The organism is Paraburkholderia sp. GAS41, from assembly GCF_050436545.1.
GTDB lineage: Bacteria > Pseudomonadota > Gammaproteobacteria > Burkholderiales > Burkholderiaceae > Paraburkholderia.
In genome coordinates this window covers 128,828-153,495 of the sequence record NZ_JBNDMK010000004.1, presented here as the reverse complement: position 1 = coordinate 153,495, position 24,668 = coordinate 128,828, and the positions used below count along the sequence as shown (strand labels likewise).

Sequence of the window (24,668 nt, the reverse complement as noted above, 5' to 3'; positions counted from 1 at the left end):
TCTAGCCGCGATTTTGCCCCTTAGTGCTAGTGCTAGTGCTTAGTGATTTCGCCGCGCATAGAGCATTAAGACCTGTATTCCTGTGTGTATATATAAATTCATTTCACTAGAGCACTAAAGCACTAAGGGTAAATGTAAGGTGATGGAAGTCAATACTGGCGCGGCTCACAGCGATTTTTCCTTAGTGCAATTCCTTAGTGCTTACAGTTTTATAACCAATGGCGTAGCACTAAGGAATTGCGACCAACTCGCGGCAAGGCCCGCGCGAGTCCCACGCCAAATACTGGCGCGGCTAGGTCAGGGCTCCCACGCCTCAATTAGGCGATTGTCGCGGCGGTGCAGTCTCTAACTGGACTGGTATTAGCGTGCCAGTATGACTAGGTGTTTTCCTATTGCCGCCGAGCTTGACAGATTGATATTTGTGTGTTTAGGCCGTATAATGTCGTCACATTTCCACGGGGAATAAACCATGTCCAACGTTACCGCGCTACCCGTCGAGCAAGGCGCCCCCACGCGCCACCTGACAGCCGATCAGCACGCGATTCTGGATAAGTACCTTGAAGCGATCTTTCGCGGCCGGTCTGACGTCCAGGCGGCCTCCGCTTGTGGCGTCCCAATGCAAGGGATCTTGGCGTGGGTTGAGACCGCAGAAGCAGACCCATACGTTCAGTTTCGCCGCCGTGAGTTTTTCGGCCGGCTTAACGTTACGAAGTATTGGACGAAAGGTCATAGCGTGGTGACGCTCGCCGGTATCATCAATGACCCGCTGGTGCCAGCTAAAACCAAGGTAACGGCACTGGCGCTTATGTCGCAGCTACAAGGTCATATCGGCACGCAGAACCCGGATGAAAACCCGCGAGGCGTGAAGGATCCGCACGCATTCCTGAAGGGCGTATTGGCGGCGGGGAAGCGGTCGTGAGTATCGAACTAGACGAAGGCTCGCGCGTGCTGCTTTGCGAGATTGCGGAACAGCACGGCGAGCACGTCGCGGAGCGTGCGCTGTATCGCATGTGCTTGCGCGATCCCGAGCTAGAGCGCGGTGGCGTCGATTCGTTCTATCGTCAGAACCCGGCGGACGAGCCCGAAGAGACCCAACACATAGCGTCAGACCTTGGCGTCGCTTACGAGGCGAACCATACATGGATGAGCAACGCGATTCGCACCACACTAGGCGGCTTCGACTGGACGCCAGCAGACCTTACGCCAGCCTGGCGCGCCTTTGTTGAGGGTCTGGTATTGGCAGACGAACGAAGCCAGCAGAAGGCGCTTTTGGCCGTTCTGGAATCGTCGCCGGAAAATGAGCCGTTTCTCGAAGACTTGTTTGCGATTTGCGAGGCGATCAACGATGCACGGCCGTTTGCGCTGAAGCATCAAAGGAATGGACGCTGGCCGGATCCGGCAAAGCAGGCGGGCGACCCGCTGAGCCCTGTCGAGCTTGCCCTTGATCTGAAACTGAAAACGAACGATCTGGAGCCCACACAATGAGCCTGAGAGAAAAGCTTGTCGAGAGACTGAGCACGAAGCCCGCGAGCGAGCCCGCTGCAACGTTCTTCAGCGATCCGAAGGGTACGCAGACCCGCAAAAGTCCCAAAGGCGCCAAAGGGCGGAAATCAAGCGCCAAGCCGCGCCCTGAAGAGGCGATTGATACCGCGCCGGCCGTCGAATCCGGCGTGCAGCTACAGACCGAAATCGAGCGGCCGAGCGTCGCCGTGCATCGCATGCTTGAGCGTGCATCGCAGATTCAAGGGTACGGTGACGCACAGCCAACGAATGCGACTAAGTCGGACACGTTCCGCCGGCCGGGTTTGTATAACTCGCTAGGCTTGCGCGGTAACGGCCCGATGCACTTCAGCACGCACGGCGGATCGAGGCATGATGAGGCGTTGAACCAGGCGCGCGCAGCAGAGCGGGAAGCGAAGAGGGTAGAGCAGGAGTCGCGAGCCCTGCGCGGTCTCGATTGGCTGTCGAAGATCCTTGGCGGGTAGTCCTAAGCGTTTCACGTGAAACGATAAACCGTATATACCGTTTATACGGTTTTGTCCTGAAGCCCAAAAGAAAAGCGGACGCTCTATAAAGGCGTCCGCTTCGTCTACCGTAAAGGCGCGGCGATCACATGGGACAACTGAGAGGCTATTTCACTTTCTTTGCATCCTCGCATGCTTCTACGAAGGTCATGTAATCATCGGTTTTCGCGCCAAACTCGCTGTATTCGGTTGAGAACTCCCCCGCGTTTGGCTCGCTGAATACCTTGTGGCCGTCTTTCGCGTAGTAGGAGGATCCCCCAATCTCAAACTGCAACGCGCTACATTCGCCCTTCAGGCGCCAAGTCACAAACTGGTTGTAAATCGTATCCGCCGGACTTAGGTCTTGAGAGCTTCCGCTAGGCCGAATAAGCGGATTGCCGTCGCTGTATTCTGTGCGCACGGTTACATAGAATGAACCGTCATCGTTGCGCGTAATATGCGCCGTGTCGACATATTCAGTCTCGACGTGATCATTTCCATTGTCATCGGTATTTGTGCGGGTCCACGTTTGAACCCATGGGTTTGATACGGGCGTCGCGGTATCGCTCGATACCTGCGGTACTACTGCCGGGGTAGGCGCCGGCTGTACGGCGTGTGCGAACCATACAACGAAGGCCGATCCGAACGCGATCAGCGCAGCAGCTAAAGCGATCTTCTTATACATGATTAGGTATCCTATATATTTTCTGTGTACCAGGCGATACGCGGTATCAATCGCCTCATAAGGGCGCCCGCTTCGTTGCCACACAAGGCGCGGCTATCGCGTGGGACAACTGCGGGTCAAAAAACCTTATACGTCCGGTCGTTCCCGCTATCCCAATGAACGATAAACGCTCCCCAATGATTGGTCGGATACGCACAACCGAACGTGGTCGAACCGGCTTGCGCGTTGCGGGATAGAAACCCCTGTCCGTCCAGACAATGAACGGTTGAAATCTCGACGTGCGTTCCCGCGACGTGACGAAGCGCGGCCGTTTCGTATTCGCTTTGGTTGGCCGTGAAAGAGGCAAGGCCCGCCGGCATACCTTCGGAGTCGCGCGCCGCCGGTACGGGTTGCGAAAGGGTAGGGTCAGGCTTACCCGCGAGCCGCGCCACAAGCTGAACGTCCACGCATGGCCCTGTAAGAACGCCGCCATTGGCGAGCGATTGACGGCACCGTTCGGCGATGGACGGAAGCCTGTTTCCGTATGCATCAATGCGCGGCGCGACCGCCTGGTTATACAGGCCGATTGCAGCGGCGTTGCGGCCTGTGCCACCGCTTTGACTGGCGAGCGCCGCATCAGTCGAATAGTCACTTTGAGCATGGGCGCCGATGGGCGCGAGCAAGGCGACAGCAACGATGAGAATTTTCTTAAACATGGTTAGTTATCCTGGATATTGAAAACGCGCCAATGTTCGAGCGCGTGTGCTGGTTAGCTGAGTTGAATCTGCAACGTCAGGTCGAGTGCAGTAGACTTTACGACTTCGGCGAAGGTCATGCCATTTTTCTCTGCTGTTGCATGGGTCGAGTTTGACCACTCTGTATTGGCGATGATTCCGCCAACGATCGCATTGAAAAGCGCCCGATCCGGCGTCGCGGCGACAGCCTTAGACGTTGGCTCGCGAGCATCAATGTTTTCTCTGCGAAATGCAGCGAGCGCTCTACTATCGCCGGCCGGAACGGTGAACATTTCGGAAAGCGTCAGGCCCATCACAGCGGCCAGGCGTTCGAGCACGGGACCGGTAGCCGATACCGCGCCAGTCTCGATCTTGCTCAGGGTCGACACGCCAGCCTTTTCCGACAGTTCCGCGATGGTAAGCCCGCATGCAACGCGCCAAGCCCGGATAGCGGCGCCGATTTGGTTTTCAGTCATGATTCGTCCTATGTTGTCCGTCCGCGAAAATGCATCAGGTGACTAGAGAATATGGCATGTCGTGCATTTTTACAAGCATAATATGCACTTTGAAGGCACGACATGCATTTTCGGCTTTATCTCATGTCCCACGCCTTATCTGACGGGTCTTCCTACGCCTTTGAGAGGCGTTTAATCGAGCAACGAGACAATGTCGTCCGCGCGGAGGTGGACGTATCGCTGAAGCATCGCCAACGTTTTGTGACCGGAGACCGCCTGCAATTGCACCGTCGTTAACTTGCGCGCGAGGCGTGAGCAGGCGGTATGCCGTAGGTCGTGAAACCGGATATGAGGGATTTTCGCGGCCCGCACGGCGCGTATGAACGCGTGCGACAGGTCCAGGGTATCAAACATACAATCGGATCCGCCGGGTAGGGATCGAAGCACGGCTAGTGCGCGGCTCGACAGCGGCACGTCCCGAGCGCAACCATTCTTTGTGTCGTGAAGCCGGCACGTGCGCCGATCCCAGTCGATCGAGTCGCGGCGAAGACTCAGAATCTCACCCTGGCGCATGGCTGTTTCGAGCGCAAACACTACGGCGCCGTGCAGGTAGACGTTTGTCGACGCGAGACAGGCCGCCAGCAATGGACCTTCCTCGTCTTCCCTGAGCACGCGATCCCGTGCGGCCGGCGCCTTTGGACGCTTGACCTTGACGACAGGCACGGCGATACCCCAATCGATCGCCCGATTCATCGCAGCGCGGATAATGTTCAGTTCTTTCAGGACCGTACCGGGCTTGACGAGTGCCAACCTTTCATCGCGGAAAGCCGCGAGAGTGGCGGGGGTGATATCGGCCGCGCGTACCTTGCTGATCGGATGCATCAGAAATCGTTTGATCCGGTTTGATTCGTCAGCGCTCGACTTGTGCGCCGGGACGCAACGCTGATCGTAGAGCTTCAATACATCGCCCAATGTCTCAGTCTGCACAGGGGCGGCCGGCTCGACAGGTCCGTTATCCCATTCCCGCTCGACGGATCGCGCCCATTTGACAGCGTCCGCGCGTACACTGAATGTTGACGATTTCGGGGGAAAGCCTAGCCTCCGACATTTCACCTGAAACGATACATCGCCCTTGCTATTGACGCGCTTTGTAATGGTTGCCATAATTCGTGTCCCTGCTGTGTCCCATGACGCGGAACGGAGCACAGTAGATAGGCCGAAAGGCTTATAGAATCGCGGAGCGGGTGCTTAGCTCAGTTGGTAGAGCGGCGCCCTTACAAGGCGTAGGTCGGGAGTTCGAGCCTCTCAGCACCCACCAGTTCCCGGTTCGGCATGCAGCACACGTAGTATAAGGAGTGGTAGTTCAGTCGGTTAGAATACCGGCCTGTCACGCCGGGGGTCGCGGGTTCGAGTCCCGTCCACTCCGCCAGTATCCTTGAAAGGCGAACTCCGGTTCGCCTTTTTTATTGCCCGCTGTTGTAATATCGGGCGTTCCGTTTTTGGCATCCTTAACGCATGCTCGATTTCTTCCGCAATCATAAACGCCTGATGATGTTCATGCTGATCCTGGTCATCGTACCGGGGTTGGGTTTTGTGGGTATTCAAGGCTTCCGGGGCTTCTTTGACGAGAGCGCAAACGTCGCGAGTGTCAACGGGCACAAAATCACCCGGGCCGCGTATGACGACGCCATGCGTCAGCAACTGGATCGCGCACGCCAGATGCTCGGTGCGCAGTTCGACGCGAAGATGTTCGACACGCCTGAGCGTCGCAAGCAGTTGCTCGATAGCCTGATTGAACAGCGCGTGCTGGTCGACGAAACGCAACGCCTGCATCTGACCGCTTCCGACGACGCAGTGCGCCGGACGTTGATGAGCGATCCTGTCATTTCATCGCTCAAGAATCCTGACGGTTCGATCGACGTGAGCCGCTACAAGGAACTGCTCGCCATGCAGGGCATGACGCCCGATCAATATGACGAGCGCGTGCGCTATACGCTGGCAACGCAGCAATTGCCGGGCAGCATCGAGGGTAGTGCCTTCACGTCGAAGACGCTTGCACAAACCCTGACCGCACTCGCCGAGCAACAGCGCGAAGTGCAGAGTCTCGCGTTCAATCCGCATGACTATGTGGAAAAGGTGCAGCCGACGGATGCGCAATTGCAGGCATACTACGATGCGCATCGCAACGATTTCGCCACGCCCGCTACGGCCACCATCCAGTACCTGGTGATGTCGCCGGCCGCGTTGGCTGCGGGTATGCAGCCTTCGGATGCGGACCTCAAGAAGTATTACGACGACAACATCGCGCACTATCAGACCGCTGCGCAAATGCGTGCGAGCCTGATCCTGGTCTCAGTGGCACCGAACGCAAGTGCGGACGACAAGGCCAAGGCGAAGCAGAAGGCGGACGGGTTGCTGGCTGAGGCGAAGGCTCATCCGGACGACTTCGCGAAGATTGCCGAGCAGAATTCGCAGGATCCGGCTTCGGCGTCGAAGGGCGGGGATCTTGGCTATTTCGGCCGCGGCATGATGGCCGGTGGTCAGGCCTTTGATGACGCCGCGTTCAAGCTGAAGAAGGATGAAATCAGCGATGTCGTGCCGACAGACGTGGGCTTGCTGATCCTGAAGGCGACGGACGAAAAGCCTTCGGTCACGCAGCCGTTCGACACGGTCAAAGACTCGATCGCGAAGGACCTGAAGACGCAACTGGCGGCCAGGGCATTCAGCGAAGATTCGGATGGCTTTACCTCGGTGGTCTATGAACAGGCCAAGAGCCTGCAACCTGCGGCCGATAAATACAAGCTGCAGATCCAGACCGCCACGGTGACGCCGCAGCCCAACGCTGCGCTGCCGCCGGACAGTCCGCTGAATAACGCAAAGTTCTTGAGCGCAGTGTTCGCGAACGACTCGGTCCAGAGTCATAACAACACGCAAGCCATCGATGTGGGCAACAGCACGCTGGTTGCCGCTCACGTCACCGACTACAAGCCGGCCGCCGTGCCGCCGCTGGAGTCGATCAAGGATGCAGTGCGTCAGAAGGTCATTGCGGTTCAGGCCGATGAACTGGCGCACAAAGACGGCATCGCGAAGCTCGCCGAGTTGCAGAAATCGAATGCCACCACTGGGTTCTCGGCGCCTGTGAAGGTTTCGCGCAATGATGCGCAGGGCTTGCCGCCAGCCGCACTGAGCGCAATCTACAAGGCCGACTCGCAGAAATTGCCGGCTTACGTGGGCGTCGATCTGGGCGATGCGGGCTATGCCGTGTATCGCGTGAATGCCGTCGTGCCGGGTGCGCCGATCGATCCGCAACGTCTGGCCGCTGCGCAACAGCAGATCGCTCAGGCTGAAGCGCAGTCCGACGTCGGCGCGTATGTCGAGGCGCTGCGCGCCCGGTCGAAGCTCAAGTTCTATGGCTCGCTGGATAGCGGGCAAACGGGCGGCGACTGATCCCGAGAACGTGCGGCCGCGTAAGCGGCGCACGTCAGCGATACAAAAAACCCCGCAATTTGCGGGGTTTTTTCTTATCCGGCGAGCAATTCGCGGGACCGATAGACAGAAAAGGCTACCTTAGAGGCAACCGGTGATCGCGCCAGTGGCGTCGCTATTGGCACCGCCGTTGGAACGGAAGCCAACCCATGTGCCGGAGCCGCTATAGGCCGGACGCACCACGGCCGCGGCGCCGGTAGGCGGTTGCTGGCCCGGTACATAAACGTCCATGGCCTGGTCGTTGGCCATGGTGTCTTGCGAGACGACTTGCTGCTGCGATCCGTCAGCCCACTTCTGGGCGATACATTGCGCAACGGCTTTAGGGGGTTGCTTGCTTTGCCCAACCGATTGCACGCCAGCCGGCGGTTGAGCGGCGCAGGCAGAAATGGCCACGGTCAAAGCGATAAGGGGTAGGAATTTCACGTTATCTCCTCACAAAGGCGCTCGGGACGAGCCGGATTTCGCGGTCAGCGAAAATGTCTGAGCGACATTCCCTACGCTCGTGCCCAGTCGGTTCGCAACAAGATGTAAGAGCCTTGTCAGTGTGAGGGGCTGTCGTGCAGCAGGGGTTTCAATGTCGTCCACACGTTATCGAGTAGCACGCCTTGTGCCTGCTGGGTGGGATGCATCTGATCGGACTGGAACATCTCCGGTTTGTCCGCGATGCCCGCAAGGAGAAACGGCACGAGCGATGTGTGCAGTTCCTTCGACAGTTGCCCATATACCGCGTGGAACTTTTGCGTGTAGTCCGGGCCGTAATTGGGTGGCACGTACATGCCGACCAGCACGACCTTCGCATGACCTTGCTGCGCCACTTCGACGATCGTGCGCAAGTTGTCTTCGGTCGTGGCGATCGGCACGCCGCGCAGGGCGTCGTTGGCACCCAGTTCGACAATCACGATGCTGGGTTTGAGCCGCTGCATCAGTTCGGGCATGCGCGCACGTCCGCCGCTGGTGGTGTCGCCACTGATGCTTGCATTCGCAACGCTATAATCAATGCGCTCGCTGGAGAGGCGCTGGCGCATCAGCGCGACCCAACCCGTGTCGCGCGGTAGGCCGTACTCGGCGGAGATGCTGTCGCCGAGCACCACGATGACGGGTTTGGCCGGCTCCGATGGCACGGCGGCATGAGCCGCAAGCGGCAGCGTCGCCGCCATCATGATCACGCCGAGGGCTGTGTTCAACGCAGCGGCGCCACGTGCCGCCAGGCGCACTTTCAATCTACGCCTCACCATGCAAAAGAAAACTGATCCAGTCATCGAAGTGCGGGGGTTGTGCAAGAGGGTTAAGGATGCGACGGGCGAGCTGACGATTCTCGACCATATCGATCTTTCAATCGAAGGCGGCAGCAGCGTGGCAATTGTCGGTGCATCCGGGTCCGGCAAGTCTACGCTGCTAGGTCTGCTCGCAGGATTGGACAGCGCGACCTCGGGGTCGGTTCGGCTGCTGGGTCAGGAACTCACCACCTTGAGCGAGGATGAGCGCGCCGCATTGCGTAATGGCTCAGTCGGCTTCGTGTTCCAGTCGTTTCAATTGATGCCGCATTTGACGGCGCTCGAGAATGTGACCTTGCCGCTCGAGCTGCAAGGCGGTATCGTGGCGCGCGACGCGGCGGCGCGCGCACGGGGCCTGCTCGAACAGGTTGGACTGGGGCAGCGCACCCGTCACTATCCGAAGTTGTTGTCGGGTGGCGAGCAGCAGCGCGTCGCGCTGGCGCGGGCCTTTGTCACTCATCCTGCCATCCTGTTTGCCGACGAGCCGACCGGCAGTCTCGATGCCGCAACCGGACATGCGGTGATCGACCTGATGTTCCAGATGAATCGCGCCAACGGCGCGACCTTGATTCTGGTCACGCACGACATCGAACTTGCGCGTCGTTGCGACACGACGGTCACGATCGAGGCAGGGCGTCTCGCCTGAGGCTGACGGCGCACAAAAGAAAAGCGGGCCGTAGACGGCCCGCTTCACACGGTTTCCTTCAGCGTTCAGTCAAGTGGCGACGCTGACGCAAGCACGACACGTCGCCCACTTCACCTCAAACGCCGCGCCTTGATTAGCGCTTCAAAGCCGCACGCGCACGTGCGATCAATGCCGTGGTCGACGAGTCGTGCTTGCCGCTGTCGACGCTTGCCGAGGTCAGGTCGGTTTCGACGACCTTGCCGAGGATCTTGCCCAGCTCGACGCCCCACTGGTCGAACGAGTTGATGTTCCACACCGTTCCCTGCACCAGTACCTTGTGTTCGTAGAGCGCGATCAGCGCGCCGAGCGAGCGCGCCGTCAGCGCTTCGAGGATCAGCGTGGTGGTGGGGCGGTTGCCCGGGAACACCAGATGCGGCGCGAGTTCCGGCTTGTCGGGACCGGCCACCTTCTTCGCTTCCTCCAGCGTGCGGCCTAGCATCAGTGCTTCGCTTTGCGCAAAGCAGTTCGCGAGCAGCTTCGGATGGTGGCTTGCGAGCGGATGTTCCGGCGTGAGCACGGCGACGAAGTCGATCGGGACGATTGTCGGACCCTGGTGCAGCATCTGGAAGAACGCGTGCTGGCCGTTCGTACCCGGTTCGCCCCACGTCACGGCGGAGGTCGGGTAGTCGACCATCGCGCCGTCGAGTCGCGCGGACTTGCCGTTGCTCTCCATCTCCAGTTGCTGAAGGTACGACGGCAGATAGTGCATGGCCTCGGAATACGGCGCCACCAGATAGCTTTGCGAGCCGAAGAAGTTGCGATACCAGATGCCGATCATGCCCATCAGCACCGGCAGATTGCGTTCGAGCGGCGTATCGCGGAAGTGCTGATCCATATCGTTCGCACCGGCGAGCAGTTCGTCGAACTGTTTCGGGCCGATCGCGATCATGATCGACAGGCCAACCGCCGACCACAGCGAATAGCGGCCGCCCACCCAGTCCCACATCTGGAAAACGTTCTCTTTCGCGATGCCGAACTTGACGACCTCGGCCGGGTTGGCCGACACCCCGACGAAGTGTTTCGCCAGCGCGCTTTCCGGGCAGCCTTTTTCAATGAACCAGTCGCGCAGCGAGCGCGCGTTGGTCATGGTTTCCAGTGTGGTGAAGGTCTTCGAGACGATGATGGCGAGCGTCTCTTCCGGGTCGATCTGCTGCATCACGCGGTACAGATCGGCGCCGTCGACGTTCGACACGAAGTAGGTCTCGATCTCCGGCGCGGCCAGATGATGCAGCGAGTGCACCACCATCTTCGGACCGAGATCCGAGCCGCCAATGCCGATGTTCACTACATGGCGGATCCGCTTGCCGGTGTAGCCGGTCCAGGCGCCGCTGCGGACCTGATCGGCAAAGGCCGCCATCTTGGCGCGTTCGGCCGTGACCTCGGCATGGAACGGCGCCTTCGGATCGCTCGCGCGCAAGGCGGTGTGCAGGACGGCGCGGCCTTCGGTCGGATTGACAATCTCACCGGCGAACATCGCGTCGCGGCGTTTTTCGACACCGGCTTCGCGTGCGACCTGCACGAGCAGCTTGAGGGTTTCGTCGGTGATGCGATGTTTCGAGAAATCGGCCGCGAGACCGCCGCCGGCAAACGCGAAGCGTTCGGCACGGGTGGGAGCGGGATCGTTTGCCGGGGCAAACCAGTCGCGCATGTGCGCATCGCGAATCTGTTCGTAATGGGCTTGCAGCGAGGACCAGGCGGGGAGCGAGTTCAACGTCATGGGATCGTCCGTCTAACGTAGGGGCACGAGTGAAAGGCAGTGCGCAAAGCGCGGCCGCGGGGAGGTTCCGGCACGCTGGCGGGCTTCGGGTTCGCAAGGGTTCCCGGCTGGCCAGCGCAGTTATTCAGTATAGCGGCCTTGACGGCAAGCGCGCAGGGAGTTGGGCAGCGCATCCAGATAGCGGGATGGAATCGCTGCGCAAGGCGCGCGGGCGCCGGTCATGCGAGGCGCGAGCGGTATTCGGGTGGCACACGAGCACCACTCGCCGGTGTTCACGCCGCGTAAAACATCCGGTTCAACAGCTTGCGAACCATGGGTGCGAGTTCGCCAGCGGTGAGGCCCGCCGGTCCGTCTCCCTGTGCCGTCAGCGTGTCGGCGGCGAGGCCGTGCAGGTACACCCCCGCCAAGGCCGCCTCGTAAGGCGGCAGGCGCTGCGCCAGCAAGGCGCCGATGATGCCGCCGAGCACGTCGCCGGTGCCGCCGGTGGCGAGCGCGGCGTTGCCGGTCGGATTGAGGGCGAAGCGTCCGTCCGGAGCGGCGACGATCGTGCCGGTTCCCTTCAGCACGATTACGCTGGCAAAACGCGCCGTCAGGGCACGCGCCGCGGCGAGGCGGTCGCGCTGCACGGTGGGCGCATCGCAGCCGAGCAGGCGCCCGGCTTCAAGCGGATGAGGCGTGAGGACGCAGGGATCACCCTGCGCGCCACGCGCGGCGACCCTGGCTGCCAGCGAGGCATCGGCTGCCAGCAGGTTCAGCGCGTCAGCGTCGAGCAGCTTGGGGACGTCGAGGGCGAGCACGTCGTTGAGCACCTGAGTGGCGCGTTCGCGGCTGCCCATGCCGCAGCCGATCGCCAGCGCGTCCATCTTGTCGAGCGGCAGATCGTCGACGGGGTGCAGCATCAGTTCGGGATGCGGCGGATCGTAGGGCGGGGCGCCCGCGCCGAGCAGCGCGACATGCACTTTTCCCGCGCCGGTATAGAGCGCGGCGCGCGCAGCAAGAATCGGCGCGCCGCACATGCCGGTGTCGCCGCCGACCACCGCGAGGCTGCCAAACGAGCCCTTGTTGGTCGAGAAATCGCGCGCCGGCAAGAAGGACGCGAACAGCGCCGGGGCATTCAGTTGCATGGCGGGGCGCACGGTGCTCGCCACCTTCTCCACGCTGATCGGCGCGACGATAACCGTGCCTGCCAGGTCGCGTCCCGAGGCCATGAAGAGACCCGGTTTCGCACCGATGAAAGTGACGGTGTGCGAGGCGCGTACCGCGCTACCTGCATTGCCTGCGCCGACCACGTTGCCGGTATCGCTGTCGAGGCCGCTCGGCACGTCGAGCGCCAAAACCCGGCCTTGTTGTTTCGCGCGTTGCGACAGGTGGTGCGCGAGCGTCGCGAAGACGCCTTCGAGCGGCCGCGACAGACCGATCCCGAACATCCCGTCGACCAGCCAGCCATAGCGCTCGAATGACGTTGGCGGCGTGCCGGTGATCGCGACGCCGGCGGCGCGTGCTTCGGCGAGCGCCCAGCGGGCGTCGTCCGGTTTGACTTCGACGGGCATGCAGACTTCTACGGGGATGCCCGCGCGCTGCAGTTCGCTGGCGACCACCAGCGCGTCGCCGCCATTGTTGCCTGGGCCCGCGACGATCCAGACCGTGGCAGGCGGCGCCGCGGCGGGATCCAAAGCGATCTGTTCGCGCAGAAAGCGGGCGGCGGCGCGCCCGGCACGCGCCATCAGCGTATGGGGCGGCAAGCCGGCCATGGCGTCGGTCTCGATCGTGCGCAGATTGGCAAGCGAGAGGAGCGCGAGCGGGCGGTCATCCGGGCTCAGCAGAATGGGCGGCTCGGCGTCATGGGACGATGCTGCGGGCGCCACGGCTGTGGCATGCGTTGCAGGTGTAGCTTCAGTCATGGCAGTCTCAAGCGAGGTCCCCTGAGGGCGTGGAACTGTCATGGTAGTTTGAATGCGCGCGGGCCGGTTGAATTGCTCGGCGCGCGCCAGGCTCAGCGCCCGAAGCGCTCCGGTCGCAAGGCGGTGAGCGTTTCCGCCGGCAGTTCCGGTGTATTGCCACTGATCAGATCCGCCACCAGTCTGGCGGCGCCGCACGCGAGCCCCCAGCCGGCCGGGCCGTGTCCGGCATTGACGAACAGGCGCGGATGCAGCGCATTGCCGACGAGCGGCAGCCCGTCTGGCGAGAGCAGCTTGAGGCCGTCCCAGGACAGCGCCGCAGAAATTTTCGCGGCACCCGGAATCCAGTCGTGAGTGGCCTGGCCGAGCAACGCCAGCGCATCCTTGGTGACCGCTTCGGAGAGCGGCTTGTCGGTTTGCCCGGCGGCTTGCAGCACCGCGCCGCCCGCAATGCGCAGGCGATGGTTCATACGCGTGATGGTGATGCGCTTCACCGCGTCGACGATGGCCACATGCGGCGCGCATTCCTCATGCGCGATCGGCGCGGACAACGTATGCAGGCGCAGCGGGTGCAAGGGCAGCCGCAAGCCGAGCCGCTCGAGCAGCGGCAGCGTGCCGGTGCCGGCCGCGACGACGACGGCATCGGCGTTGATCACGTCGACTTCGCGGCTCGAGGTGACTTCGCCCAGCCGCGGCGCCAGTTCGACGGCAGCGCGTTGCCCGTCGAGCCGGATGGCTGCGACTTCGCGGTTCAGCATGAACTGGACACCGCCCTCGGTATCGAGCGTCTGCTTGACGAGCTTGGCGAAGAGCGGGCAGTTCGCGGTGCGTTCGTGGTCGAACAGGACGCCGCCCGCGAATTCGGGATCGGTTGGGACTGAATGTTCGTAGGCCGCGCACTCGGCGGGCGTCAGCACATGATGCGGGACTTCGTATTGCCGCAGCAGTTCGAGCGCCGGCTGGGTCTGCTGCCATTCCTGCGCGGAGCGCGTCAGATACAGCACGCCTTCCGACTGTTCGTATTCGAGTCCGAAGCGGGCTTCGATGTCGGCCATGGCATCGCGCGAGGCTTCGATTAGCGGCCGCAGCAGTCCGTATTGCCGGCTAAAGGCGCCTGGCTCCTGCCAGCTGGCGAGTTGTTTTTCGAACAGACGTGCAGCGCCGTTGAACCCGGTCTTGCGGATCACGCCGCTTTTCGCGCCTTGCCGGCTATGCATGAAGGTCGGCCCGAACCAGACGTCGAGCGGCGTGGGCAGCACGGTACCTCCGTGGCCGTAAGTTGCGCCTTGCGCGACGGTCGCAAAGCGTTCGACCACACATACGCGGTGACCGGCAGCACGCAACTGATAAGCGGTGGCGACGCCCACAATTCCGCCGCCAATGACGATGACATCCATGTTTGATTCGATTTGCCGGCAGAACGCGAAATGGTGGCGTTCCCCGTAGGCGTGACATGCGGCGCAGGCGAAGACTGGCTGCGCCGATCTGATGAAAGGGCGAATGATAGCAGTCAAACAGGCCCGATGCGCAGGCGCCGGCGTATCCCGGAATTGGCCGGCCGGCCCTTGCGAAGCACGCCAAAATGCCCTCGACATGCCATCTGGACGCGTCTGCCAAGGCCGCCGGAGGGTCTTCCCGGGGTATAATCTCGGACTTCCCTTTCGCCTCACGTCGCCTGCACGCGCGACTCATAGACGCAACGTCAAGTCCATGGCCCACTTCTCGTGTTTCCCCGGCGCTTCGGCCCTCTCCGATTTCCGTCAAACCCGCCTGCTCGAGACGCTTACGCGCATCGATCCCAACATCACCGGCGTGCGCGGGCAGTATCTGCACTTCGTCAATTCGCAGACGCCGCTTGCGGCTGAAGACAGCGCGAAGATCGAGGCGCTGATGCACTACGGCGATCCGTTCGCGGATGCGAAGGAGCGCGGGAGCGCGGAGACCTTCCTCGTGGTGCCGCGCTTCGGCACCGTGTCGCCGTGGGCCAGCAAGGCAACGGACATCGCGCATCACTGCGGTCTCACGCAGTTGCGGCGTATCGAGCGCGGCGTCGAATACACGGTCACGCTCAAGAGCGGTCTGCTGGGCGGCAAGAAAGCCCTCTCCGACGCAGCTCGCGAGGCCGTGGTGGCCGCGCTGCACGACCGTATGACCGAGAGCGTGGCGCCGTCGCGCGACCACGCCATGCATCTGTTCGACGAACTGCCGGCGCGGCCGCTGCAAACCGTGGACGTGCTGGGGCACGGCCGCGGCGCGCTGGAAACCGCTAACACCGAACTGGGTCTGGCGCTCGCCGACGACGAGATCGAGTATCTGGTCGACGCTTTCACGAAGCTCGGCCGCAACCCGACCGACGTCGAACTGATGATGTTCGCGCAGGCTAACAGCGAGCATTGCCGTCACAAGATTTTCAACGCGGACTGGACTATCGACGGCGAGAAGCAGGACATCTCGCTGTTCAACATGATCCGCAATACCGAGAAGCTGAATCCGCAGGGCACGATCGTCGCGTACTCGGATAACTCGGCCATCATGGCGGGCGGCGTCGCGGAGCGCTGGTTCCCACGCAAGCCGGGCGCGGCAGGCGAGCTCGCTGAGCACTACGGCCGCCACACCGAGCTGACGCACACGCTCATGAAGGTGGAGACCCACAATCACCCCACCGCGATCTCGCCGTTCCCGGGTGCCGCGACCGGCGCCGGCGGTGAAATCCGCGATGAAGGCGCAACGGGCCGCGGCGCGCGTCCGAAGGCGGGTCTGGCGGGTTTCACGGTGTCGAACCTCGACTTGCCGGACGCACGCGAAGCTTGGGAAAACGCCCGTGACGCCGTGCAGCCGGTCGGCCACCGCAACCCGGACGACGCGCAGGACGTGTATGGCCGCCCCGACCGCATCGCCTCGCCGTTGCAGATCATGATCGACGGGCCGCTCGGCGGCGCGGCGTTCAATAACGAATTTGGCCGGCCCAATCTGGGCGGTTATTTCCGGGCCTACGAGCAGAACGTGGCAGGGGTGGTGCGCGGTTATCACAAGCCCATCATGATCGCCGGCGGTATCGGCAATATCTCCGATCAGCACACGCATAAGCACGATTTGCCGGAAGGCTCGCTGCTGATCCAGATCGGCGGCCCGGGCATGCGCATCGGCATGGGCGGCGGTGCGGCCAGTTCGATGGCAACGGGCACGAACACCGCCGAGCTCGACTTCGACTCGGTGCAGCGCGGCAACCCGGAAATCGAACGGCGCGCGCAGGAAGTCATCAACGCCTGCTGGCAGCTTGGCGAAAAGAACCCGATCCTGAGTATTCACGACGTCGGCGCGGGCGGTTTGTCGAACGCCTTCCCGGAAGTGGTGGACGGTGCGGGCAAGGGCGCGATCTTCGAACTGCGCAAGATCCAGCTGGAAGAGAGCGGCTTGTCGCCGCGCGAGATCTGGTCGAACGAAGCGCAAGAGCGTTACGTGCTGGCCATTGCCCCGGCTGATCTGGCGGCATTCGAAGCCATGTGTGAACGTGAGCGTTGCCCGTTCGCGGTGATCGGCACGGCGACCAGCGAACGTCAGCTGAAACTGCTCGACACCGAACAAAAAGATGACAGCGCGCACCAGCCGGTCGACATGCCGATGGAAGTGCTGCTCGGCAAGGCGCCGCGCATGCACCGCGATGTGAAGCACGTCGGCAAGACGCTGCTGCCGGTCGATGTCACCGGCGTCAACCTGTCGGAAATCGCCGTGAGCGTGTTGCGTCACCCGACGGTGGCGAGCAAGTCGTTCCTGATTACCATCGGCGACCGCTCGGTGGGCGGCACGACGGCGCGCGACCAGATGGTCGGGCCGTGGCAGGTGCCGGTCGCCGACGTGGCGATCACCACCATGGACTACGCCGGTTTCCGCGGCGAAGCCATGACCATGGCGGAGCGTACGCCGCTCGCGGTGATCGATGCGCCGGCCTCGGGCCGCATGGCGGTTGGCGAGGCGGTGACGAACATCGCCGCGGCGCCGATCGCCTCGCTCGACAAGCTGAAACTGTCGGCCAACTGGATGGCCGCCTGCGGCAGCCCGGGCGAAGACGCGGCGCTGTATGACACGGTCAAGGCGATCGGCATGGAACTGTGCCCGGCGCTCGGCATCAGCATTCCGGTGGGCAAGGACTCATTGTCGATGCGCACCAAGTGGGAAGATCAGGGCGTGGCGAAGGAAGTGGTCGCGCCGGTGTCGCTGATCATTTCGGCCTTCGCACCGGTCGAAGACGTGCGCGGCCATCTGACGCCGCAATTGCGCCGCGTCGAAGAAGCGGGCGACTCGGTGCTGATCGCGATCGACCTGGGCCGCGGCAAACATCGCCTCGGCGGCTGTATCCTCGCGCAGGTCACGCAGCAGGTTGGCGACACGACGCCGGACGTCGACGATCCGCAAGATCTCAAGCAATTCTTCGCCGCGATCCAGGCGCTCAATAGCGACGGCAAGCTGCTCGCCTACCACGACCGCTCGGACGGCGGCCTGTGGGCGACGGTGTGCGAAATGGCGTTTGCGGGCCACGTTGGCGTGTCGCTGAATGTCGACATGCTGACGCTCGATCCGCATCACGAGTTCGATTATGGCGACGCCAAAGACTGGGCCAAGCAGACCAGCGGCCGCCGCGAAGACCGCACGATCCGCGCGCTGTTCAACGAGGAACTGGGTGCGGTGATCCAGGTGCGGGCACAGGATCGCGACGCGGTGCTGGCCGCGCTGCGTGAGCATGGCCTGTCGACGTGCTCGCATGTGATCGGCAAGCTCAACGAACGCGATGCGATCGAAATCTACCGCGACGCGAAGAAGATCTACGAAGCGACGCGCACGGAACTGCATCGTGCATGGAGCGAAGTGAGCTGGCGCATTTCGCGCCTGCGCGACAACCCGGCTTGCGCGGATGCGGAATACGACACGCTGCTCGATGCCGCCGATCCGGGCATCACGCCGCATCTGAGCTTCGATCCGTCGGAAAACGTGGCCGCGCCGTTTTTGAACAAAAGCGCCCGCCCGCGTGTCGCGATCCTGCGTGAGCAGGGCGTCAATTCGCACCTCGAAACCGCGTACGCGTTCGATCGCGCGGGTTTCGACGCCTACGACGTGCACATGAGCGATCTGCTGTCCGGTCGTGCCACGCTGGCTGACTTCGCCGGCGCGGTTGCGTGCGGCGGCTTCTCGTATGGCGACGTGCTCGGTGCGGGCGAAGGCTGGGCGAAGACGATCCGCTTTAACGCGCAACTGGCGGATATGTTCGCGGCTTTCTTTGCTCGCAAAGACACGTTCGCGCTGGGCATCTGCAACGGTTGCCAGATGATGAGCAGCCTCGCGTCGATGATCCCGGGCGCCGAGGCGTGGCCGAAGTTCACCCGCAACAAATCGGAAAAGTTCGAGGCGCGCTTCTCGCTGGTCGAAGTGCAGCCGTCGCCGTCGCTGTTCTTCACCGGCATGGAAGGCTCGCGTATTCCGGTGGCCATCGCTCACGGCGAAGGTTTCGCAGACTTCTCGCAGCAAGGCGACGCTTCGAAGGCAGCAGTGGCCATGCGCTTCGTCAATCACCGTGGTGAGGCGACGGAGCAATATCCGTTCAACCCGAACGGCTCGCCGGAAGGCATTACTTCCGTGACGACACCTGATGGCCGCTTCACCGTTCTGATGCCGCACACCGAGCGCGTGCATCGCACGGTGCAAATGAGCTGGCATCCGGAAGGCTGGAGCGCGAATGACGCCAGCCCGTGGCTGCGCGTGTTCCAGAACGCGCGGCGCTGGTTGGGCTGATCCGCATCGCATGACGCTTCGCTGAGCGCTGAGCGTCAGAAACAACAAAGCCGCCCGAGGGCGGCTTTGTTGTTTGCGGATCAGGCGAAACCCACTGCCTGGTCCATCAAGCCTCAGATACGCGGCAGCGCCAAAGCATAGCTCCGGCGCCCGATTCCGCTTACTGAACCTTGGCGTTCTTGCGCAGGCTTTCTTCGAAGGCTTGCAGCTTTTCCTGCTGGATCTGCTGGACGATCTGCGGACGAACCTGCTCGAGCGGCGGCGGCGTGATGGCGCGCGTGTCGTCGAGACGGATGATGTGCCAGCCGAATTGCGTGTGCACCGGCGTGTCAGTCATCTGGCCTTTCTCCAGCTTTTCGGCCGCCGCGGCGAATTCAGGCACATACGCCTTCGGATCCGACCAGTCGAGGTCGCCGCCGTTCTTGCCCGATCCCGGATCCTTCGAGAATTGCTTGGCGAGATCTTCGAAGCTCGCGCCGGCCTTGATCTTGGCGATCAGGTCTTTGGCCTGGTCTTCGTTGTCGACGAGGATGTGGTGCAGGTGATATTCCTTGCCGCCAGCGTCCTTCACGAGCGAGTCGTAGCGGGCTTTGATTTCTGCGTCGGTGGGCTGGTTGTTCTTCAGGAAGTCTTCGATCAAAGCGCGCAACACGACGGTCTGCTGGGCGACGGCGACTTGCGCCTTGACGTCCGGACGCGCCGGGATGCCACGGCGAGACGCTTCCTGCATCAGGATTTCGCGGTTGATCAGTTCTTCGCGCACGGCGGCCTGCAACTGCGGCGAGTCCTGCTGACCCTGATGGACCAGTTGCTCGACGAGCGCGTCGACGCGGGTTTTCGGAATCGGCGTGCCGTTCACGACGGCGATGTTCTGTGCAAATGCAGGCGCAGCCGCAAAAGCGGCCAGCAATACCCAGAGACGGGTTTTCTTCAAGGTCATCGGAAGTTTCCTAACGGGACAGCAAATCGAATTCTTCGGGCGTGTACGCCGTGATTGCGAGGGCGTGAATGCCGCGCTGCATGGCATCGGCCAGCGCATCATACACCAAGCGGTGCCGTGCTACGCGGGCCTTTCCGGCGAATGCAACTGCAACAATCGTGACGCTGTAATGACCGCCTGCCGAGGCCCCGGCGTGTCCCGCATGTTGTGCACTGTCATCGCGCACGCTGATCGATGCAATCGGCGCGAGCGCCGCGGCGAGGCGCGTTTCGATCAGCGCGAGGCGCTCAGCCGGCGTGGCGTGCAGGAAGATGTCGTCGCTCATGTCACTCCTCTTCCTTCATGTACTTCGAAAGCCACAGGCTCTGGCCGACAATGAACACCACGAGGCACCCGGTCGCGCCGAACAGCTTGAAGTTCACCCAGGCGTTGGTTGAGAAATGGTAGGCCACGAACAGGTTGAGGATGCCGAGCAGCACGAAGAACACCGCCCAGATCACGCTCAACTGGCTCCAGATGCGGTGCGGCAGCGTGATCTGCTTGCCCATCATGGCTTCGATCAGGTTTTTGTTCAGCACCAGCTGCGAGAAGATCAGAGCGACCGAAAACGCCCAGTACAGCACGGTCGGCTTCCATTTGATGAAGGTGTCGTTGTGCAGCACCAGCGTGGCCCCGCCGAACACCGTGACGATGCCGAGGCTCACCCACAACATCGCGTCCACTTTACGGTGACGGAACGCCACCCACGCGATCTGCACCAGCGTGGCGACGATCGCCACCGCGGTGGCCGGGAAAATGCCCCACAGCTTGAACGCGACAAAAAACAGGATGATCGGGAACAGATCGAACAGGAATTTCATTATCTGAGCGGGGACTTGGAAAATAAGCCAAAAATGGGCGCGGGCTGCAAGGCATGTCATGCCCACGGCAGCGTCCATCGTATGTGTGCTCTGTATAACCGTCGCGGCGGCCGGCTAGCGGCCGGCGCCAGGTCGCCGGTTCGCAAGCTGGATGAAGGATTGTGCCGCTGAGCGGCCGCGTGCCGCCCAGCAACGCCGCCAGACCCGTGTTGCGTTACTTGGACTCGAATTGTAGCGCAGCCGAATTGATGCAGTAGCGCAGTCCGGTCGGCGCCGGACCGTCTTCGAAGACGTGGCCGAGATGCGCGCCGCAATTCTTGCACTGCACCTCGATGCGCAGCATGCCGTGCGAGCGGTCGGTTTTCTCGGCGATCACTTCGCCGTCGATGGGCTTGAAGTAGCTCGGCCAGCCACAGCCGGCGTCGAACTTGGTGTCCGATTCGAACAGCGGCGTGCCGCAGCAGACGCAGTCATAGATGCCGCGATCCCAATGATCGTTGTACTGACCCGTGAACGGGCGTTCGGTGGCGGCGTGACGGGTCACCTGATACTGCACTTCGGACAGCTGCTTGCGCCATTCAGCGTCGTCTTTCTGCACGGCAGGAGCGGGGGTGTGGGTGTCGTCTGGGTTCATGGTTCGGTTCCTGTCTCGGGTTCGGTGTCTATCTGGCGCTGGTTAGGGGCGAATGCGGGCGTGAGGCCTCATGACGAGCAACTGACTTCCAGCGAGCTCGCCCAGTCGGGCGGCAACGCAGCATACGCCTCGTGCTCCGGTTGTTCGTCGAAGGGACGGCGCAGCACCGCCGCCAGCCGCTCGACTTCCGAAAAGTCCTTCTCCCTCGCGCGGCGAATTGCCGTTTCGGCCAGGTGATTGCGGAGAATGAATTTGGGGTTCACGCGGTTCATTGCAATGGCGCGCTCGGCGTCGTCGAGTGTTTCTTCGGACAGCCGCGCGCGGTACTCGTTCACCCACACATCGAACGCGGCGCGGTCGAGAAACAGGTCGCGAACCGGCGCATCGCCGCTCGCATCGTGCTTCGACACGCGCGCCAGATTGCGGAAGGTCAGCGTGAAATCCGCGCGGTTCGCCTGCATCACTTCGAACAGGCGGTTGGCGAGTGCGTCGTCGCCGGGCCGTTCGGTCTGCAGGCCGAGCTTGGCGCGCATTCTGGCTTCGAGAGCGGGCGCAAACCGGTCCTTGAAGCCTTCGAGGATGCGCTGCGCATCCTTCACCGCCGCCTCGCCGCGCACGCTTTCCTCGTGCTGCTGACCGAGCAGCGGCAGCAGGCCCTGGGCGAGGCAGAAGAGGTTCCAGTAGGCGATCTGCGGCTGCATCCGGTAGGCGTAGCGGCCTTGCGAATCGGAGTGATTGCAGATGTAGCCGGCATCGAAGCCGTCGAGGAAACCGAACGGACCGTAGTCGATCGTGAGGCCGAGGATCGACATGTTGTCCGTATTCATCACGCCGTGGCAGAAGCCGACCGCCTGCCATTGCGCGAGCAGGTCAGCGGTCGAGACAACCGCCTCGTTCAGCAGCGCAAGATACGGATCCTCGGCCTCCTTGCAGTGCGGATAGAAGCGCTCGATCACGTGATCGGCCAGCGACTGCAACGCGTCGACCCGGTCGTTCGAATAGAAATGCTCGAAGTGCCCGAAGCGGATGAAGCTGGGTGCCACGCGCGTGACCACCGCCGCGGTTTCGACTTCCTCGCGCCGCACCGGCTGATCGGAGCCGGTCACGCACAGTGCGCGTGTGGTGGGAATGCCAAGGTGATGCATCGCTTCCGAGCACAGATATTCGCGGATCGACGAGCGCAGCACCGCGCGCCCGTCGCCCATGCGGGAATAGGGCGTGCGTCCCGCGCCCTTGAGTTGCAACTCATACCGTGCGCCGCCGTGCTCGACTTCGCCGAGTCCCAGCGCGCGGCCGTCGCCGAGTTGGCCGGCCCACACGCCGAACTGATGGCCGGAGTACACCGATGCATACGGCATCGCCGCGGCAGGCCATTCGCGCGTGGTGTTGCCGCTGAAGAACGCAGCGAAGGCGGGGTCGTCGGCCAGCGTGGCGTCGAAACCGAGCAGGGCGGCGGTATCGGCAGAAAAGCCCACGACATACGGCGCGCTGAGCGGCTGGGCCGGCAGGCGGGTCATGAACACGCTGCCGAGTTGTGCAAATGCGTCATTGCGCGGGTTGCCGAGCGCTTCGGCAAGCGCCGCGATCGAGCCGGACAGGCCGGCAATGCTTGGGGAAAACGACATGTTGAGCGCCTCTGGATTAACCGATATTGTAAGTCGGCGCCCGCGGCGCTGCTGGCCGGCCGCCAGCCCGGCGCCGCGCGGCATCCAACCTGAGAGAGAAGACGGAATCACCGCGAGGAGACCGCTGCTTATGACGACGCCGTTGCTGGGCCAGATGATGGACATGCCGCTCACTGTGTCTTCGCTGCTGGCGCATGCCGCGCGGCATTTCGGCGACACGGAAATCGTTTCGCGGCGCATCGAAGGCGACGTGCATCGCTATACCTATCGCGACTGCGAAAAGCGCGCAAAGCAACTGGCGCAGGCCCTGATCGCGCTCGGTGTGCAGCCGGGCGAACGGGTCGCGACGCTCGCATGGTGCGGGTACCGGCATCTGGAGGCGTACTACGGCACGACCGGCTTCGGTTCCGTGTGTCACACCATCAACCCGCGGCTCTTTCCGGAACAGATCGCCTACATCGTCAATCACGCTGACGACAGCTATGTGCTGTTCGACATCACGTTCGCCGCGCTGGTCGACACGCTGGCTCCGCAATGTCCGAAAGTCCGCGGCTGGATCGCACTGACCGACGACGCGCATCTGCCCGACATGCAAACGCCGGTGCTCAGCTACGAGACGCTGCTCGCCGCGCAGGACGGCGCGTACGACTGGCCGCTGCTCGACGAACGCACGGCTTCTTATCTGTGCTACACGTCCGGTACGACCGGCAATCCGAAGGGCGCGCTGTACTCGCATCGCTCGACCGTCCTGCATGCCTACGGCGCTTCGCTGCCGGATGCGATGAGCCTGTCCGCGCGCGACTCGGTGCTGCCGGTGGTGCCGATGTTCCATGTCAACGCATGGGGCATTCCGCACGCCGCGCCGTTGACGGGCGCCAAGCTGGTGTTTCCCGGCAAGGACCTCGACGGCAAGTCCCTGTACGAGTTGATGGAGGCCGAGCGCGTCACGTATTCGGCCGGGGTGCCGACGGTCTGGCTTGGCTTGCTCACGTATATGAAGCAGGCCGGCGCGCGCTTTTCCTCGCTCAATCGCACGGTGATCGGCGGCTCTGCCTGTCCGCCCGCCATGCTGCGCACCTTCCAGGAAGAGTATGGCGTCGAGGTGATCCATGCCTGGGGCATGACGGAGATGTCGCCGCTCGGTACGCTGGCGAAGCTCACATGGGAGCAGTCGCAACGCTCGCCAGACGAGCAGCGCAAGTTGCGCGAAAAGCAGGGGCATGTGATCTACGGCGTGGACATGAAGATCGTCGGTTCGGACGGCCAGGATCTGCCGTGGGATGGCGTCGCGTTCGGCGATCTGCATGTGCGCGGTCCGTGGGTGATCGACCAGTATTTCCGCAAGGACGAATCGCCCCTCGTCGACGGCTGGTTTCCGACCGGCGATGTTGCCACGATCGACCCGGACAGCTTCCTGCAGATCACCGACCGCAGCAAGGACGTCATCAAGTCGGGCGGCGAGTGGATCAGTTCGATCGATATCGAGAACGTTGCGATCGCGCATCCGGCCGTGGCCGAGGCGGCGTGCATTGCGTGCTCGCATCCCCGATGGACCGAGCGTCCGTTGCTGGTGGTGGTCAGACGCAAGGGCGCCGAAGTCACGCGTGAGGAGTTGATGGCCTTCTACCAGGGCAAGGTGGCGAAATGGTGGATTCCCGACGACGTGGTGTTCGTCGACGAACTGCCGCATACCGCTACCGGCAAGCTGCAAAAGCTCAAGCTACGCGAGCTCTACCGCGACCATGTGCTGCCCTCCGCGCTGGAAGGAGCGCTCTGAGCCACACGGGCGTCCATCCCAGGGCAAACCCTTCGCTTCAATAAATTGAACGAGCGTGCTTTTTTGTGTATTCTGCTTGTTGACCCGGAATGTCGGACAATGAACCGGCACAGGCAGCGTCCGATGCGCTGC

Annotated in this window: 21 protein-coding genes and 2 tRNA genes; 9 read left to right on the top strand and 14 right to left on the bottom strand. The window is 62.4% G+C overall.

Annotated elements, in window-relative coordinates; translation table 11 throughout:
* The first annotated feature begins 469 nt into the window (after positions 1-469).
* The 3 genes from P3T43_RS08740 to P3T43_RS08730 are packed head-to-tail and all read left to right on the top strand — an operon-like array spanning position 470 to position 1,985.
* The gene (locus P3T43_RS08740) at positions 470-919 is read left to right on the top strand and encodes a hypothetical protein (protein ID WP_429280644.1); all 450 of its coding nucleotides are present in this window, start codon (positions 470-472) and stop codon (positions 917-919) included.
* Positions 916-1,485 carry a hypothetical protein gene (locus P3T43_RS08735; protein WP_429280643.1) on the top strand — a complete coding sequence of 190 codons (570 nt, stop codon included), beginning with the start codon at positions 916-918 and terminating at the stop codon, positions 1,483-1,485. Before P3T43_RS08740 ends, P3T43_RS08735 begins: the two co-directional genes overlap by 4 nt.
* Positions 1,482-1,985, top strand: a complete 504-nt coding sequence (locus P3T43_RS08730) for a hypothetical protein (protein WP_429280642.1) — start codon at positions 1,482-1,484, stop codon at positions 1,983-1,985. The genes P3T43_RS08735 and P3T43_RS08730 overlap by 4 nt, the downstream gene beginning before the upstream one ends.
* A gap of 145 nt (positions 1,986-2,130) precedes the next feature.
* Here P3T43_RS08730 and P3T43_RS08725 read toward each other — a convergent pair whose 3' ends face one another.
* The 4 genes from P3T43_RS08725 to P3T43_RS08710 all read right to left on the bottom strand — a co-directional run bounded on the left by P3T43_RS08725 (position 2,131) and on the right by P3T43_RS08710 (position 4,738).
* Positions 2,131-2,688 carry a hypothetical protein gene (locus P3T43_RS08725; RefSeq protein ID WP_429280641.1) on the bottom strand — a complete coding sequence of 186 codons (558 nt, stop codon included), beginning with the start codon at positions 2,686-2,688 and terminating at the stop codon, positions 2,131-2,133.
* Between the two features lie 116 nt (positions 2,689-2,804).
* Entirely contained in the window at positions 2,805-3,383 is a 579-nt protein-coding gene (locus tag P3T43_RS08720; RefSeq protein ID WP_429280640.1) for a hypothetical protein, read from the bottom strand.
* A 53-nt stretch (positions 3,384-3,436) separates the two neighbouring features.
* The gene (locus P3T43_RS08715) at positions 3,437-3,877 is read right to left on the bottom strand and encodes a helix-turn-helix domain-containing protein (RefSeq protein ID WP_429280639.1); all 441 of its coding nucleotides are present in this window, start codon (positions 3,875-3,877) and stop codon (positions 3,437-3,439) included.
* A 171-nt stretch (positions 3,878-4,048) separates the two neighbouring features.
* Positions 4,049-4,738, bottom strand: a complete 690-nt coding sequence (locus P3T43_RS08710; RefSeq protein ID WP_429280638.1) for a tyrosine-type recombinase/integrase — start codon at positions 4,736-4,738, stop codon at positions 4,049-4,051.
* A gap of 360 nt (positions 4,739-5,098) precedes the next feature.
* On the opposite strand from P3T43_RS08710, the gene P3T43_RS08705 reads away from it, so the two are divergent.
* The 3 genes from P3T43_RS08705 (at position 5,099) to P3T43_RS08695 (ending at position 7,303) form a co-directional block, all read left to right on the top strand.
* Positions 5,099-5,174, top strand: a tRNA-Val gene (locus P3T43_RS08705).
* A gap of 34 nt (positions 5,175-5,208) precedes the next feature.
* A tRNA-Asp gene (locus P3T43_RS08700) sits at positions 5,209-5,285 on the top strand.
* Between the two features lie 86 nt (positions 5,286-5,371).
* Positions 5,372-7,303: a SurA N-terminal domain-containing protein gene (locus P3T43_RS08695; RefSeq protein WP_429280637.1), complete on the top strand. Its 1,932-nt coding sequence runs from the start codon at positions 5,372-5,374 to the stop codon at positions 7,301-7,303.
* 120 nt (positions 7,304-7,423) lie between these two features.
* On the opposite strand, the gene P3T43_RS08690 is transcribed toward P3T43_RS08695, so the two are convergent.
* Complete coding sequence (locus P3T43_RS08690) at positions 7,424-7,765, bottom strand: hypothetical protein (RefSeq protein ID WP_429280636.1); 342 nt, start codon at positions 7,763-7,765, stop codon at positions 7,424-7,426.
* Positions 7,766-7,881: 116 nt separating this feature from the next.
* Entirely contained in the window at positions 7,882-8,577 is a 696-nt protein-coding gene (locus tag P3T43_RS08685) for an arylesterase (RefSeq protein ID WP_429280635.1), read from the bottom strand.
* On the opposite strand from P3T43_RS08685, the gene P3T43_RS08680 reads away from it, so the two are divergent.
* Complete coding sequence (locus P3T43_RS08680) at positions 8,576-9,262, top strand: ABC transporter ATP-binding protein (protein WP_429280634.1); 687 nt, start codon at positions 8,576-8,578, stop codon at positions 9,260-9,262. The genes P3T43_RS08685 and P3T43_RS08680 overlap by 2 nt on opposite strands.
* Positions 9,263-9,395: 133 nt before the next feature.
* On the opposite strand, the gene pgi is transcribed toward P3T43_RS08680, so the two are convergent.
* The 3 genes from pgi to P3T43_RS08665 form a co-directional block, all read right to left on the bottom strand.
* Positions 9,396-11,018, bottom strand: a complete 1,623-nt coding sequence (gene pgi / locus P3T43_RS08675; RefSeq protein WP_429280633.1) for a glucose-6-phosphate isomerase — start codon at positions 11,016-11,018, stop codon at positions 9,396-9,398.
* 272 nt (positions 11,019-11,290) lie between these two features.
* Entirely contained in the window at positions 11,291-12,919 is a 1,629-nt protein-coding gene (locus P3T43_RS08670) for an NAD(P)H-hydrate dehydratase (protein ID WP_429280632.1), read from the bottom strand.
* Between the two features lie 92 nt (positions 12,920-13,011).
* Positions 13,012-14,313 (bottom strand): FAD-dependent oxidoreductase, encoded by a 1,302-nt coding sequence (locus P3T43_RS08665; RefSeq protein ID WP_429280631.1) that lies wholly within the window; start codon positions 14,311-14,313, stop codon positions 13,012-13,014.
* A gap of 313 nt (positions 14,314-14,626) precedes the next feature.
* Here P3T43_RS08665 and purL point away from each other — a divergent pair, with 313 nt between their 5' ends.
* Positions 14,627-18,700, top strand: coding sequence for a phosphoribosylformylglycinamidine synthase (purL, locus tag P3T43_RS08660; RefSeq protein WP_429280630.1), 4,074 nt, complete (start codon positions 14,627-14,629; stop codon positions 18,698-18,700).
* 160 nt (positions 18,701-18,860) lie between these two features.
* On the opposite strand, the gene P3T43_RS08655 is transcribed toward purL, so the two are convergent.
* The 5 genes from P3T43_RS08655 to P3T43_RS08635 form a co-directional block, all read right to left on the bottom strand.
* Positions 18,861-19,640 (bottom strand): peptidylprolyl isomerase, encoded by a 780-nt coding sequence (locus P3T43_RS08655; protein WP_429280629.1) that lies wholly within the window; start codon positions 19,638-19,640, stop codon positions 18,861-18,863.
* 10 nt (positions 19,641-19,650) lie between these two features.
* On the bottom strand, positions 19,651-19,965 hold the full coding sequence (locus P3T43_RS08650) for a BolA family protein (protein WP_429280628.1): 315 nt from the start codon (positions 19,963-19,965) through the stop codon (positions 19,651-19,653).
* Between the two features lies 1 nt (position 19,966).
* Entirely contained in the window at positions 19,967-20,500 is a 534-nt protein-coding gene (locus P3T43_RS08645) for a septation protein A (protein ID WP_429280627.1), read from the bottom strand.
* A 214-nt stretch (positions 20,501-20,714) separates the two neighbouring features.
* Positions 20,715-21,134 carry a peptide-methionine (R)-S-oxide reductase MsrB gene (gene msrB / locus P3T43_RS08640; RefSeq protein ID WP_429280626.1) on the bottom strand — a complete coding sequence of 140 codons (420 nt, stop codon included), beginning with the start codon at positions 21,132-21,134 and terminating at the stop codon, positions 20,715-20,717.
* Between the two features lie 68 nt (positions 21,135-21,202).
* Positions 21,203-22,759 (bottom strand): protein adenylyltransferase SelO, encoded by a 1,557-nt coding sequence (locus tag P3T43_RS08635; protein WP_429280625.1) that lies wholly within the window; start codon positions 22,757-22,759, stop codon positions 21,203-21,205.
* 130 nt (positions 22,760-22,889) lie between these two features.
* Here P3T43_RS08635 and P3T43_RS08630 point away from each other — a divergent pair, with 130 nt between their 5' ends.
* Positions 22,890-24,536, top strand: coding sequence for a 3-(methylthio)propionyl-CoA ligase (locus tag P3T43_RS08630; RefSeq protein WP_429280624.1), 1,647 nt, complete (start codon positions 22,890-22,892; stop codon positions 24,534-24,536).
* Positions 24,537-24,668 lie beyond the last annotated feature (132 nt).